10 protein-coding genes are annotated in these 13080 nt (G+C 70.7%); 8 read left to right on the top strand and 2 right to left on the bottom strand.

The annotated features are described in order from the left end of the window. The first annotated feature begins 14 nt into the window (after positions 1-14). Positions 15-647 (top strand): dTMP kinase, encoded by a 633-nt coding sequence (locus H5965_RS28565; RefSeq protein WP_310974164.1) that lies wholly within the window; start codon positions 15-17, stop codon positions 645-647. 87 nt (positions 648-734) lie between these two features. Here H5965_RS28565 and H5965_RS28560 read toward each other — a convergent pair whose 3' ends face one another. Beyond that, positions 735-1184 (bottom strand): hypothetical protein, encoded by a 450-nt coding sequence (locus H5965_RS28560; protein ID WP_310973470.1) that lies wholly within the window; start codon positions 1182-1184, stop codon positions 735-737. 64 nt (positions 1185-1248) lie between these two features. Between H5965_RS28560 and H5965_RS28555 the strand changes: the two genes are divergently transcribed. Then, a complete protein-coding gene (locus H5965_RS28555; protein WP_310973468.1) occupies positions 1249-2001 on the top strand; it encodes a WYL domain-containing protein in 753 nt (250 codons plus the stop codon). Here H5965_RS28555 and H5965_RS28550 read toward each other — a convergent pair. Beyond that, positions 1998-2783, bottom strand: a complete 786-nt coding sequence (locus H5965_RS28550; protein WP_310973466.1) for an IclR family transcriptional regulator — start codon at positions 2781-2783, stop codon at positions 1998-2000. The two genes, H5965_RS28555 and H5965_RS28550, sit on opposite strands and share 4 nt — an antisense overlap. Positions 2784-3121: 338 nt before the next feature. Here H5965_RS28550 and mtrA point away from each other — a divergent pair, with 338 nt between their 5' ends. From mtrA to secA, 6 genes are all read left to right on the top strand, one after another. Further along, on the top strand, positions 3122-3799 hold the full coding sequence (mtrA, locus tag H5965_RS28545) for an MtrAB system response regulator MtrA (RefSeq protein WP_005150760.1): 678 nt from the start codon (positions 3122-3124) through the stop codon (positions 3797-3799). A 7-nt stretch (positions 3800-3806) separates the two neighbouring features. Further along, positions 3807-5534, top strand: a complete 1728-nt coding sequence (gene mtrB / locus H5965_RS28540) for an MtrAB system histidine kinase MtrB (RefSeq protein WP_310973444.1) — start codon at positions 3807-3809, stop codon at positions 5532-5534. Positions 5535-5605: 71 nt separating this feature from the next. Further along, positions 5606-7303: an LpqB family beta-propeller domain-containing protein gene (locus tag H5965_RS28535; RefSeq protein WP_310973442.1), complete on the top strand. Its 1698-nt coding sequence runs from the start codon at positions 5606-5608 to the stop codon at positions 7301-7303. A 756-nt stretch (positions 7304-8059) separates the two neighbouring features. Continuing rightward, positions 8060-8626 (top strand): ComF family protein, encoded by a 567-nt coding sequence (locus H5965_RS28530; RefSeq protein ID WP_310973440.1) that lies wholly within the window; start codon positions 8060-8062, stop codon positions 8624-8626. Between the two features lie 675 nt (positions 8627-9301). Then, positions 9302-9988: a ribosome hibernation-promoting factor, HPF/YfiA family gene (hpf, locus tag H5965_RS28525; RefSeq protein ID WP_003085632.1), complete on the top strand. Its 687-nt coding sequence runs from the start codon at positions 9302-9304 to the stop codon at positions 9986-9988. 206 nt (positions 9989-10194) lie between these two features. Then, positions 10195-13080, top strand: a complete 2886-nt coding sequence (gene secA, locus H5965_RS28520) for a preprotein translocase subunit SecA (RefSeq protein ID WP_310973438.1) — start codon at positions 10195-10197, stop codon at positions 13078-13080.

The following is a 13080-nucleotide window of genomic DNA, read 5'->3' as shown; positions in this document are numbered from 1 at the left end:
CCGTGGGTCGACTGGTGGTCATCGAAGGGCTCGACGGCGCGGGCAAGCGCACGCTCGCCGACGGGCTGACGACGGCGCTGGGCGCCAAGGGCGCGAGCGTGGCGTCGCTGGCGTTCCCGCGCTACGGCAAGAGCGTGCACGCCGACCTCGTCCGCGAGGCGCTGCACCGCGGGCACGGCGACCTCGCCGACTCGGTGTACGGCATGGCGATGCTCTACGCGCTGGACCGCAGCGGCGCCGCAGACGAGATACGCGCGCTGCGAGACGCGCACGACGTCGTTCTCCTCGACCGGTACGTCGCCTCCAACGCCGCGTACGCCGCCGCGCGCCTGCGGCAGGACGCGTCCGGCGAAGTCGTGAAGTGGGTTTGGGAGCTCGAGGTCGACCGCTTCGGGCTGCCGCGCCCGGACGCGCACCTGCTGCTGCGCGTCGCCCCGGCGGTCGCGGCCGAGCGCGCCGAGCGCCGTGCGGAGACCGAGACCGGCCGGGAGCGCGACGCCTTCGAAACCGACGACGGCCTGCAGCGGCGGTGCGCGGCCGTCTACGACGAGCTGGCCGCGTCGGGCTGGCTCGCGCCTTGGCACGTCCTGGACGGCGTCGCGGGCGTCGACCACGAAGCGCTCGCGAAGACGCTGCTAGGGCAGTAGCCGGGTCGCGTCGCCACCGGGCGTTGCCTCGTTCCCGGCCCGGTTTGCCCACAGTGGACAGTCGCGAGGACGACGGAGCTGCGCCCCTCAGGCCCGGGTGAATTCCATGACCCAGTTGCTTTCCCAGGTCCGGCCGCCGTCGGCGGAGAACTCCTGTTCCCACCGCGCGGAGGTGGCGGTGATGTCCGACCAGATGAAATGCGCCTTGATGGGCTTGCCTCCGTGGGTGTCGTCGCCGTAGAAGTCGCCCCGGCCGTCGCGGAAGGTGCCCACCACCGGCGGTTCGAGCCGCCCGGTGCGGCTGTTGGCCCAGTAGATGGACCACTCCTTCCGTTCGACGTCGAACAGGCGCAGGGTGAAACCGCGGAAGCCGCGGTCGGGGAACAGGATCTCCTCGGTGTTGCCGCCGCCGTCGAAGAGCGGCGTGCACGTGGTGGTGCCGGCGAAGGTGTCCCAGTCGTCGCAGCCGGAGAACAGCGACTCGAGCCGCCGGTTGACGACGGTCCAAGAGCCGATGAAGAAGTCGAAGTCGTTCATGACGGCGATCTTGCGGGGCTACCCCTGACACCTTCTGTCAGTGGCCGCTGGCAGACTCCGGCGCGTGCGTGCGAGCCGGCTGGTTTCCCTGCTGCTGTTGCTGCAGAACCGGGGGAGGATGAGCGCCGCCCGGCTGGCGGCCGAGCTCGGCGTGCTGAAGCTGATGGCCGCGCTGCCGACGCCGTACCGCGACGCGTCGGTGCGGATCCGGCAGCGGTTCCACCTCGACGCGCCCGGCTGGTACCGGGAGGCCGACGCCGTCCCTCAGCTGCTCGCGGCCGCGGAAGCGCTGTGGCGGGACCAGGTCGTCGAGATCCGCTACCGCCGCTGGTCGCCGGCACCCGGGGTGGTGACGCGGCGGCTGCACCCGCTCGGCCTGGTCCTCAAGGCCGGCGTCTGGTACCTGGTCGCCGGGCCGGAGCCGCGGACCTACCGGGTCGGCAACATCGAGGAGTTCCGGGCGCTCGACGAGCACTTCACCCGCCCGGCCGGCTTCGAGCTGGCGGAATTCTGGCGCGCGCACGTCCAACGGTACGAAGAGGGCGAAGACGGCGAGACGGCGCTCATCCGGCTTTCCCCGGCCGGAATCGCGGCCCTGCCGGACATCCTCGGCCCGCGAGCCGCACGGCTCGTCGCCCGGACGCTCGAACCCGCGGACGCGGAAGGCTGGCAGCGCGCGGAAATCCCGCTGGAGAGCGTGTCGCACGCGACGGCCGGGCTGCTGCGGCTCGGCGCGGACGCGCAGGTGCTGGCACCCCCGGAACTGATGGCGCACATAGGAAAGACGATCCGCGAGATGGTGCGGCTCTACCCCTAGTCCCGGAAATACCCCAGCTGCGCGGAAAGCTCCTCCGCCGCCTCGGTCATCGGCCGCACGATCTGCTTCACCCGCTGCTTCGAAAGCCGGTACGACGGCCCGGAAGCGCTCATCGCGGCGACGACGTCCCCGCCCGGGCCGTGGATCGGCACGGCCACGGCGTGCATCCCGAGCTCGAGTTCTTCGTAGCAGGCCGCATAACCGTCCTCGACCACCCGGTCCAGCTCGGCCAGCAGCTCCTCCGGCTCGACCGTTGTGCGCGGGGTGTACTGCTCCAGCTTCCGCTTCAGCACCCGCTTGCGCTCGGGTTCCCCCATGTACGCCAGCAGGACCTTCCCGCTCGAGGTCGCGTGCAGCGGCGTCCGCTGGCCCGTCCAGTTCTGCGTGGTGATCGCGGCCGAACCGCGGGCCTGGCTGATGTTGATGGCGACGCCGTCGTCGGCGATCGCGATGTTCACCGTCTCGCCCAGTTCCTCGGCCAGCACCAGGCAGCTGGCCCGGCCCAGTTTCGCGAGGTCCATCCGGCCGGTCGCGGCACCGGCCAGCCGGACGACGCCGAAGCCGATGGCGTACTTCCCGCGTTCGCCGAGCTGCTCGACCAGGCCTCTGGTCTCCAGGACGCTGAGCAGGCGCGACGCCGTCGACTTGTGGACGCCCAGTTCGCCCGCGATCTCGGTGATGCCGGTTTCGCCGTTGCGCGCGAGCAGTTCCAGCACGCTGATGGCCCGGTCGACCGATTGCACCTGGCTCTGAGTTGCGTTGCCCGAGTCCTGGTTCCGCATGGCGCAACAGTATCCGTTTCGCGGAGTTCCTATCGGCTGGATGGGCGAATCTCTTGACGAGGGCCCACCTCAGGCCGGATTGTTGCGGAGGAGGCACAGAGTCTCACAATGCGCAACTTTCACGTACCGGCTCGGCATCTCGCCAGTCGTTACCCTGAGCCCCTTCTCGCAGGTCCGCGGAGGCCGCGCCGGAACCCCGGCGCGGCCTCCGCGGACCGTCCACAGCAGCCGGTACCGGCACCCGGATGGAGCAGGGAGTGCGGGCGATCTTGATCTTTCTGGTGGTCAAACACGCGGGTCGTGCGTGCGGGCGCCGGAACTAGTGCGAATATGTGGACATGAAGGCACGTGTTCTCGTGGTCGACGACGACCCCGCCCTCGCGGAGATGCTCACCATCGTGCTCCGTGGGGAGGGGTTCGACACGGCGGTGGTCGCCGACGGCTCACGCGCGCTGCCCGCGCTGCGTGAGCTGAAGCCCGACCTCGTCCTCCTCGACCTGATGCTGCCCGGGATGAACGGGATCGACGTCTGCAAGGCGATCCGCGCCGAGTCCGGGGTGCCGATCGTCATGCTCACCGCCAAGAGCGACACCGTCGACATAGTTCTCGGCCTGGAGTCCGGCGCCGACGACTACGTCGTCAAGCCGTTCAAGCCGAAGGAGCTGGTCGCGCGGGTCCGGGCCCGCATGCGCCGCACCGAGGCCGAGCCGGCGGAATCGCTCACCATCGGCGACCTGGCGATCGACGTGCCGGGCCACGAGGTCACGCGCGAAGGCAAAGCCATCCCGCTGACCCCGCTGGAGTTCGACCTGCTGGTGGCGCTGGCCCGCAAGCCGCGTCAGGTGTTCACCCGCGAGGTGCTGCTGGAGCAGGTGTGGGGCTACCGGCACGCGGCCGACACCCGGCTGGTGAACGTGCACGTCCAGCGCCTGCGTTCGAAGGTGGAGAAGGACCCGGAGCACCCCGAGGTGGTGTTGACCGTTCGCGGTGTCGGGTACAAGGCCGGCCCGCCGTGATGCGGCCATGACTCTCGCGAGCGGAAGACGGCTTCCCGCGTTCGCGCGTTCGACGGCACGCCTGGTGCGGCGTGTCGTCGTTTTCGCGCGCCGCCGCGCGGTCGCGTTCAACGAGCTGTGGAAGCACTCGCTGCAGTTCCGCGTCACCGTGTCGACGCTCGCGCTGTCCTCGGCCGTGGTCTTCGTGCTGGGCATGGTGCTGCAGAACCAGATCACCGAGCGGCTGCTGGACACCAAGCGCACGGCGGCGATCGCGCAGACCCGCGCGGCGGCGGAGACGGCCGCCGGCGAGCTCGTCGGCCTCGGTTCGTCCGAGAACGACGAGGCGCTCCGGAACCGGCTCGAGAACGCACTGAAGAAGATCGCGATCACGCCGACCAGCCAGGACGCGGCCGGGTCGGCGGCGGGCACGTTCGTCCCGGTCCTCGCCAGCGGCGGGCACGACCAGTCGGGCGCCGAGCCGTCGTTCGCGGGCCCGTTCGAGAACGTGCCGCCGCGGCTGCGCCAGTTCGTCGAAGCCGACCAGATGAGCTTCCTCGAGCACACCGCGCCCGAGGCCGGCGGCGGCCGCACCACGTACCTGATCGTCGGCACGCCGCTGAACACCGTGGCCGTCCCGCTGCAGCTGTACCTGCTGTTCCCGTTGACGACCGAGCAGAACACCGTCTCGACGGTGCAGAACACGCTGCTGGTCGGCGGGCTCGTGCTGCTGCTCCTGCTGGCGGGCATCACGAACCTGGTGACGCGGCAGGTGGTCCGCCCGGTCCGGCAGGCCGCCGCGGCGGCCGAGCAGTTCGCCGGCGGCGACCTCGACCAGCGGCTCGCCGTGCTCGGCGAAGACGACCTCGCGAAGCTCGCGGTGTCCTACAACGGGATGGCCGCGAGCATCCAGCGCCAGATCCGCCAGCTCGAGGAGTTCGGCGGCCTGCAGCGCCGGTTCACCTCCGACGTCTCGCACGAGCTGCGCACGCCGCTGACCACCGTCCGGATGGCCGCGGACGTGCTGCACGCCTCCCGCGAGCAGTTCCCGGCCGGCCTCGCGCGGTCGACGGAGCTGCTGGTCGACGAGCTCGACCGGTTCGAAGCGCTGCTCGGGGACCTGCTGGAGATCAGCAGGCTCGACGCCGGCGTGGAGGAGCTGGCCGCGGAGTTCATCGACGTCCGGCCGATCGCCACCCGCGCGGTCGAGCAGGTGCGGGTGATCGCCGGCAACGCGGGCAGCTCGGTGGAACTGGTGCTGCCCGAGGAAGAAGTGATCGCCGAGGTCGACGCCCGGCGCGTCGAGCGGATCCTGCGCAACCTGCTCGCGAACGCCGTCGACCACAGCGAAGGCAAGCCGGTGGTGCTGACGGTCGGGGCGAACGAAACCGCCGTCGCCATCACGGTCCGGGACCACGGCGTCGGCCTGCGGCCCGGCGAGGCCGACCTGGTGTTCAACCGGTTCTGGCGCGCCGACCCGTCGCGCAACCGGCGCACCGGCGGCACCGGGCTGGGCCTGGCGATCAGCCAGGAGGACGCGCGCCTGCACGGCGGCGAGCTCGACGCGTGGGGCGAGCCCGGCAACGGCGCCTGCTTCCGCCTCCTGCTGCCGCGCCAGCAGGACGTGCCCGTGGGCGAGTCGCCGCTCGTCCTGCCGCCGCCCGACCGGTTCGCCGCCGAGGTGCCGCTCGGGGTCATCGACGTCACGCCGGCGCCGGAGGCGATCTTCGCCGAACGTGAGGGAATCGGTCAGTGAACCACCAGGTTTTCCGGGGGTCCGGGTGGCGGAGCCCCCGGCTCGGAGCGAAGTTCCGGACGAAACGGCTTTTGCTCCTGGTTCTCTGCTCGGTGTTGCTGGCGGGCTGCGCCAACGTGCCGCTGGAATCGCAGCCCCAGGTGGTGCCGGGGGAGCGGCAGGGCCAGAGCCCCGGCGACGTAGTGCCGGAGCCGGCGCCGGGCCTCGACCCGCTGTCGCTGGTCCGCGCCTTCGTCGGGGCGACGCTCAAGCCGGGGCAGAACAACGCCGCCGCGCGCGCCTACCTGGACGAGCAGGGCCGGGCGAACTGGCGGCCGAGCCGCAGCCTGACGATCATCCAGGACACCTTCGGCACGGTCTACGACACCGCTCCGCAGCCGGACCCGAACACGCAGGTCGTCAACGTGCGCGGGATCGACATCGGCACGCTGGACCAGAGCAGCGCGTTCGTGCCGGACTACACCTCGGCGCTGCTGCAGGTGAAGGTGCGCCGGCAGCCGAACAACCAGTGGCGGATCGTGGACCCGCCCGCCGACCTGTACGCGACCGAGAGCGACTTCAGCGAGAACTACACGCCGGTGCCGGTGAACTTCTACTCGGAGTCGTCGGCCACCTTCGTCCCCGATCGGCGCTACGTCGTCGCGAAGCCGCAGTCGGGCCTGCCGGGCCGGGTGATGGACCTGCTGGTGAACGGGCCGTCGTCGGCTCTGGCCGGGGCGGTGAAGAACCTGCTCGGCGAGCCGATCGAGATCGACACGAACGTCAAGAGCCTCGACGACGGGACGCTGGTGGTCCCGCTGACCGGGCTCTCGGGGGTGCCCGACGACATCCGGAACCTGATCGCCGCGCAGATCGTGCTGTCCCTGCAGTACGTCACGTCGGCCCGGATCCGCATCCTCGCCGACGGCGCCCCGCTCGTGCCGAACCACCCGGACTGGCGGCAGAACGACCTGCCCGCGTACGGCGCGTCGCTGTCGATCGGCTCGCAGCTGCAGGGCCTGATGACGGTCGGCGGCCGGGTCCGTTCCCTCGCCGACGGCGCCCCGGTGGGCGGCCCGGCGGGCAACGGCGGCTACGACGTGGTGAGCGCGGCCCAGTCGATCGACGGCAAGCGCCTGGCGGTGGTGGAGCGCAGCGGCGGCGGCGTCCGCCTGCGCATCGGCGACCTCGGCCACGACCTGGCGCTGACGCCCCTCGGCGGCAGTTCCCTGACCCGCCCCACGTGGCGTCCGGGCACGGGTGAGCTGTGGATGGTGGTCGACGGGCTGTCGGTGGGCCGCATGGTGCTCGACCAGAACGGTCACTGGACGGCGCTGAGCGTCAACGCCACGGACCTGACCCAGCAGGGCGACCTCACGGAGCTCCGGTTCTCCCGCGACGGAGCTCGCGTGGCGGCGGTGATCAAGGGCCAGCTGTGGGTGGCCGCGGTGGTCGTCAACGGTGATTCGGTGTCCTTGCGCGAGCCCCGCCACCTCCAGCCCCACGACATCGAGGACGTCGTGGACGTCGACTGGATCGCCGCGGACAGCCTGGTGGCGGTCACGAAGTCGTCGTCCCAGCCGGTGGTCAAGGTGACGGTGGACGGCCAGCGCCTGGACGCGTTCAACAGCAGCAACCTGACCCCGACGGTCCACGGGGTGACGGCGGCCCCCAACCACCAGATCGTGGTGGCGGACGCGAACGGCCTGTGGACGGCCTCGGTGCTGGGCGAGGTGTGGCGCCCGCACAGCCACACGATGAAGGACGCGGACCCGTTCTACCCGGGCTGATCTTTCACTCGGGTGAGTGACGGCTGAGCGTCCGAAACTGTCGGTGCCGGTCGTGACACTGTCCGTGTGCTGAAGAGACTGCTCGATCTGCTGATCCCGAGCCGCTGCGCCGCGTGCGGAGCGCGCGGGGAGCCGTGTTGTGCCCGCTGCGAGGGCGTGTGGGGAGCCGCGCGGGAGGTGGTGCGCGGCCCGACCGCGGGGCTGGTGCGGGTGTTCGCGCTGGCCCGGTACCGCGGGGTGGGCCGGAGGTTGTTGATCGCGTACAAGGAGCGGGGGCGCCGGGACCTGGCGCCGTCGCTGGGGCGGGTGCTGGCGGAGGCTTTGGTGGCGCTGCCGTTGATGCCGGCTGAGTCTGGTGGCTCGCGTCCCGTAAGTCCGCTGGGCAACCCTCATCCCGCCGCCGCGATCCCGCCGAATGGTGCGCGGGCTCGGCCGGGTGGCGCGCCGGTTTGGCCCGGTGCCGTTCACGCTCGCGAGGCCGAACCTAGGTTCGCTCCGGCGCATCTCCCGAGCGACTCCTGCCCCGCCCCCGCGATCCCGCCGCACCCGTCGGCGCGACCGAGTGATGCTCGGGCTCGGTCGGGTGGCGCGCCGGCGCGGCCTGGCGCCGTTCACGCTCGCGAGGCCGCCCCTCGGTCTGCTCCGGCGCACTTCCCGGGCAACCCACACCCCACTGTCGCGCAGGCCGCCCCCGCCATCCCGCCGCACCCGTCGGCGCGACCGAATGGCGCTCTGGCTCGGCCGAGTGGGCGTCTGGTGTGGTCAGCCCGAGCTCGGACCTGGCCGAGCCGGCTTTCGGCGTGGCCGGCGCATGCTCAGGCCGGCCTGCGGCGCCTTCTGCCGTGGCCGGCCCGTGCGCGGGCGTGGCCCGGAGCCATCCACCCGGCCGGCGCCCCGCCACGTCCCCCAGCCAGCCCGCGCCCGATCAGCCAAAAGACCCACCTCTCCACCCGGCCGATCTGCCTCGTCCCGGCCCCCAGCCGCCCATCGGCAGCCCGGGTACGCGGTGGCCCCCACGTCGAGCGCCTCGCCAAGGCAGCCGCCGCCGTCCTGGCCGCCCGCGGCGTCCCCGTCACCGTCGCTCCGGCGCTGGAGCTCGCCGGCGCAGCCCGCGACGCGGTCGGCCTGAGCCGCGAGCAACGCGCCGCCAACCTCGCCGGCCGGCTGAAGTTCCGTGAAGCGGGCCGCCCGCCTCCGGGCGCCGACATCGTGGTGCTCGACGACGTGATCACCACCGGCGCCACCGCCGCGGCCTGCACCCGGGCCCTGGCGGCGGCGGGCTTCACCGTCTCCGCCGTCCTGACCCTCCTGGCGGCCGGCTGAAAGAACAAAGCGCACAGATCAAAAAGGGTGGTACCGGTTCCGCGGGCTCACTTCGATCAAACACCGCCCAAACCACCTCGCCCCAGCTCAGCCCGCAAAAAGCCAGCCAATATCGCACTTCTCGCGCCCGGGTGAACCCGGCGTCACCTACACGAGTGACAACAACCGGGAACGCGGAGGGACCGGCGCCCGTTGTCCGGGCATGAGGGTGTCGATCACGATCACTCGGCCGCCGCACCACTCCACCGGGGTGGCGGCTGTGGGAGACCGGGCTGTCACCCTCGGCGTCCAGCAGGAGGCAGCGATGCGCCGTCCGTGTGACAGCACGGCGACAGCGGCGCGTCCGACCAGCGGGTGTTTTGTGGTGCCCACTTCGCGATCACTGCGCGGGGTGACCGAGTCCCATCCCCTGACATCCCCCGGCTCGGGGGCTGTTGTAACGGGCGTGAGGAAGCTAACGTGCTCCGCAATCAGCAATCCCCGCAGGCAGGGAGGTGACGAGCCCATGTCCCTGGCGCCGGAGGTGCGCTGAGTCCGCGCTCGGTCACCGGAACGAGACGTCGTCCACCGTTTCCGAGTTCCTTCTCAGCCCGCGATCCGGGCTTACGTCCCCGCAATACCGGCGCCGTGTGTGAACACAACAGCTCGCAGTCATCTCAGCGAGGGAGGTCGTGTATGGACATCGTCGTTAAGGGCCGCAACGTGGAGGTGCCCGACCACTATCGGGCGCTTGTCAGCGAAAAGCTGGCCCGGCTCGAGCGCTACGACAGGAAAGTCATCCGGTACGACGTGGAACTGTTCCACGAACCCAACCGGCGCCAGGCCAAGAGCTGCCAGCGCGTCGAAATCACCGGAAAGGGGCGGGGCCCGGCCGTACGCGCTGAAGCGTGTGCCGCCGACTTCTACGCGGCGCTCGATTCCGCAGTCACCAAGCTGGAAAACCGGCTGCGGAGGACACACGACCGGAGGCGCGTGCACTACGGCCGCAGCCGCCCGGAATCGGTCGCCGAAGCGACCTCGGCACTGCCGGGTGGTGGATCCCCGGCCGCAGCCAGTCCCGCCGCGCGTACCGCGGTGTTGGACGCACCCGAAGCCGAGCCGCAGACGAACGGCTTCGCGAGTGCCGAAGAATTCCACCTGCCCCAGCAGCAGAGCTGGGCCGACGACGACCTGGGTCACCAGCCCGGCCGCGTCGTTCGCGAGAAGCAGCACACCGCGGAGCCCATGACGGTGGACCAGGCTCTCTACGAGATGGAGCTGGTCGGCCACGACTTCTACCTCTTCAACGACTCCGACGCGGGCCGGCCCAGCGTGGTCTACCGGCGGAAAGGCTTCGACTACGGCGTGATCCGGCTCGGCTGAGCCGGGTACAAGGGAGGTCAGCCGGAGGGCCCGCACGCGCTTGCGTGCGGGCCCTCCGCACGTCAGAACCTACGGCGTGTGCACACGAGGGCCACCGTTCCCTACGATGGGGGTGGGAAGGTGGTGCCGAACACGGCCGCCACCGCGGGAGAACCTGCCCGGGACCGGCCTGGGCGCGCTCATATTCAGCTAGTGAGGTCGACCGGATGGTGCTGAACCGCCTGCTCCGCGCGGGTGAGGGCAAGATGGTGAAGCGGCTGCGCAACATCGCCGATCACATCAACACCCTCGAAGACGACGTCAAGGACCTGACCGACGCCGAGCTGCGGGCCAAGACCGAGGAGTTCCGCAAGCGGAACGGCGACGGCGAATCCCTCGACGACCTGCTGCCGGAGGCCTTCGCGGTCGTCCGGGAAGCGGCCAAGCGGGTGCTGGGCCAGCGCCACTTCGACGTCCAGCTGATGGGCGGCGCGGCGCTGCACCTCGGCCAGGTCGCCGAGATGAAGACCGGCGAGGGCAAGACGCTCACCTGCGTCCTCCCCGCCTACCTCAACGCCATCCCCGGCAAGGGCGTCCACGTCGTCACGACGAACGACTACCTGGCCAAGCGCGACTCGGAGTGGATGGGCCGCATCCACCGCTTCCTCGGCCTCGAGGTCGGCGTCATCCTGTCGGAGCAGCAGCCGGACGTGCGGCGCTCCCAGTACAACGCCGACATCACCTACGGCACGAACAACGAGTTCGGCTTCGACTACCTGCGCGACAACATGGCGTGGAGCCTCGACGACTGCGTGCAGCGCGGGCACAACTTCGCCATCGTCGACGAGGTGGACTCGATCCTCATCGACGAGGCCCGGACGCCGCTGATCATCTCCGGCCCGGCCGACCAGTCGTCGCGCTGGTACGTCGAGTTCGCCCGGCTCGCCCCCCTCATGCAGGGCATCGACACCACGACGATGGGGTCGCGCGAGCGCGTCGAGAAGACGAACCTGATCAACTCGAAGTACCACTACGAGGTCGACCAGCGGAAGCGCACCGTCGCCGTCACCGAGAAGGGCGTCCGGTTCGTCGAGGACCAGCTCGGCATCGACAACCTGTACGAGGCCGCGAACACCCCGCTGGTCGGGTACCTGAACAACGCGCTGAAGGTCCAGGAGCTCTTCCACCGCGACAAGGACTACATCGTCCGCAACGGCGAAGTCATGATCGTCGACGAGTTCACCGGGCGCATCCTGCACGGCCGCCGCTACAACGAGGGCATGCACCAGGCGATCGAGGCCAAGGAAAAGGTCGAGATCAAGGCCGAGAACCAGACCCTGGCGACGATCACGCTGCAGAACTACTTCCGCCTCTACGAGAAGCTGTCCGGCATGACCGGTACGGCCGAGACCGAGGCCGCGGAGTTCCACCAGACCTACAAGCTGGGTGTGGTGCCGATCCCGACCAACCGGCCGATGATCCGCGTCGACCAGGCCGACCTGATCTACAAGACCGAGCAGGCCAAGTTCGAGGCCGTCGCCGAGGACATCGCCGAGCGGCACGAAAAGGGCCAGCCGGTGCTGGTCGGCACGACCAGCGTCGAGAAGTCCGAGCACCTGTCGAAGCTGCTGGTGAAGCTGAGCGTCCCGCACGAGGTGCTGAACGCGAAGCACCACGACCGGGAGGCGCTGATCGTCGCGCGCGCCGGCCAGAAGGGCGCCGTCACGGTCGCCACGAACATGGCCGGCCGCGGTACCGACATCGTGCTGGGCGGCAACCCCGACCTCATCGCCGACCAGGTGCTGCGCGAGCGCGGCCTGGACCCGGTCGAGCACTCCGAGGAGTACGAGGCCGCGTGGCCCGAGGTCCTCGAGCAGGTCAAGGCGGAGTCGAAGGCCGAGGGCGAAGAGGTCCGCGAGGCGGGCGGGCTCTACGTGCTGGGCACCGAGCGGCACGAGTCGCGCCGCATCGACAACCAGCTCCGCGGTCGGTCCGGCCGTCAGGGCGACCCGGGCGAGTCCCGCTTCTACCTCTCGCTCGGTGACGAGCTCATGCGCCGCTTCAACGCGACGATGGTCGAGCGCGTCATGACGACCATGCGGCTGCCCGACGACGTGCCGATCGAGCACAAGATGGTCTCCAAGGCCATCAAGAGCGCGCAGACCCAGGTCGAGCAGATCAACATGGAGCAGCGCAAGGACGTCCTCAAGTACGACGAGGTCATGAACGAGCAGCGCAAGGTGATCTACGCCGAGCGCCACCGCGTCCTCGCCGGCGAGAACCTGCGCGACCAGATCGAGGGCATGCTCGAGGACGTCGTCAACGCCTATGTGGACGGCGCGACGGCCAACGGCTACGCCGAGGACTGGGACCACGAGAAGCTGTGGTCGGCGCTGAAGCAGCTCTACCCGGTCTCGGTGACCTGGGACGAGCTGATGGACGACGGCGACCTCGACGCCGACGGCCTGCGCCAGGCGCTGCTCGAAGACGCCCGCCGCGCCTACGACCAGCGCGAAGAGGAGATCAACGCGCTCGTCGGCCCGGAGGGCATGCGGACCCTGGAGCACCAGGTGATGCTGACGGTCCTCGACCGCAAGTGGCGCGAGCACCTCTACGAGATGGACTACCTCAAGCAGGGCATCGGCATGCGGGCGCTGGCGCAGCGCGACCCGTTGATCGAGTACCAGCGCGAGGGCTTCGACATGTTCCGCGCGATGCTCGACTCGCTGAAGGAGGAGGCCGTCGGCTTCCTGTTCAACCTGCAGGTCGAGCGCGCCGAGGCGCCCCCGGCCGAGGAGGCCTCGGCGCTGCCGACGGGTGTCCCGACCGGCAACGGCCAGGCGACCGAAGGCCGCCACGCGCGTCCGGCGCCGCCGCAGCCGCCGACGACCGACACCGAGTCCGTCCCGGCCGCCCTGCGCGGCAAGGGTCTCGGCGGCGGTGGTCAGCAGTCGGGCATGATGCTGTCCGGTCCGGGCGAGGACGGCGAGGTCGAGTCCCACGCCGAGGGCGGGGCGCAGGCCGCGGGCGGTGGCGCCGGCGGTACGCGTCGCGACCGTCGCGCCGCCCAGCGTGACGCCGCCAAGAAGGGCAAGAAGGGCCCGCGTCGCTGA

The organism is Amycolatopsis sp. 505, from assembly GCF_031625235.1.
Classification (GTDB): Bacteria; Actinomycetota; Actinomycetes; order Mycobacteriales; family Pseudonocardiaceae; genus Amycolatopsis.
This window is presented reverse-complemented; position numbering and strand designations above follow the sequence as displayed.

What these genes read in the sequence shown, in the direction of transcription:
- hpf (WP_003085632.1), top strand. Translation starts at nt 9,302, where the DNA reads ATGGACATCGTCGTTAAGGGCCGCAACGTGGAGGTGCCCGACCACTAT.
- mtrB (WP_310973444.1), top strand. Translation starts at nt 3,807, where the DNA reads ATGACTCTCGCGAGCGGAAGACGGCTTCCCGCGTTCGCGCGTTCGACG.
- secA (WP_310973438.1), top strand. Translation starts at nt 10,195, where the DNA reads ATGGTGCTGAACCGCCTGCTCCGCGCGGGTGAGGGCAAGATGGTGAAG.
- H5965_RS28550 (WP_310973466.1), bottom strand. Translation starts at nt 2,783, where the DNA reads ATGCGGAACCAGGACTCGGGCAACGCAACTCAGAGCCAGGTGCAATCG.
- mtrA (WP_005150760.1), top strand. Translation starts at nt 3,122, where the DNA reads ATGAAGGCACGTGTTCTCGTGGTCGACGACGACCCCGCCCTCGCGGAG.
- H5965_RS28560 (WP_310973470.1), bottom strand. Translation starts at nt 1,184, where the DNA reads ATGAACGACTTCGACTTCTTCATCGGCTCTTGGACCGTCGTCAACCGG.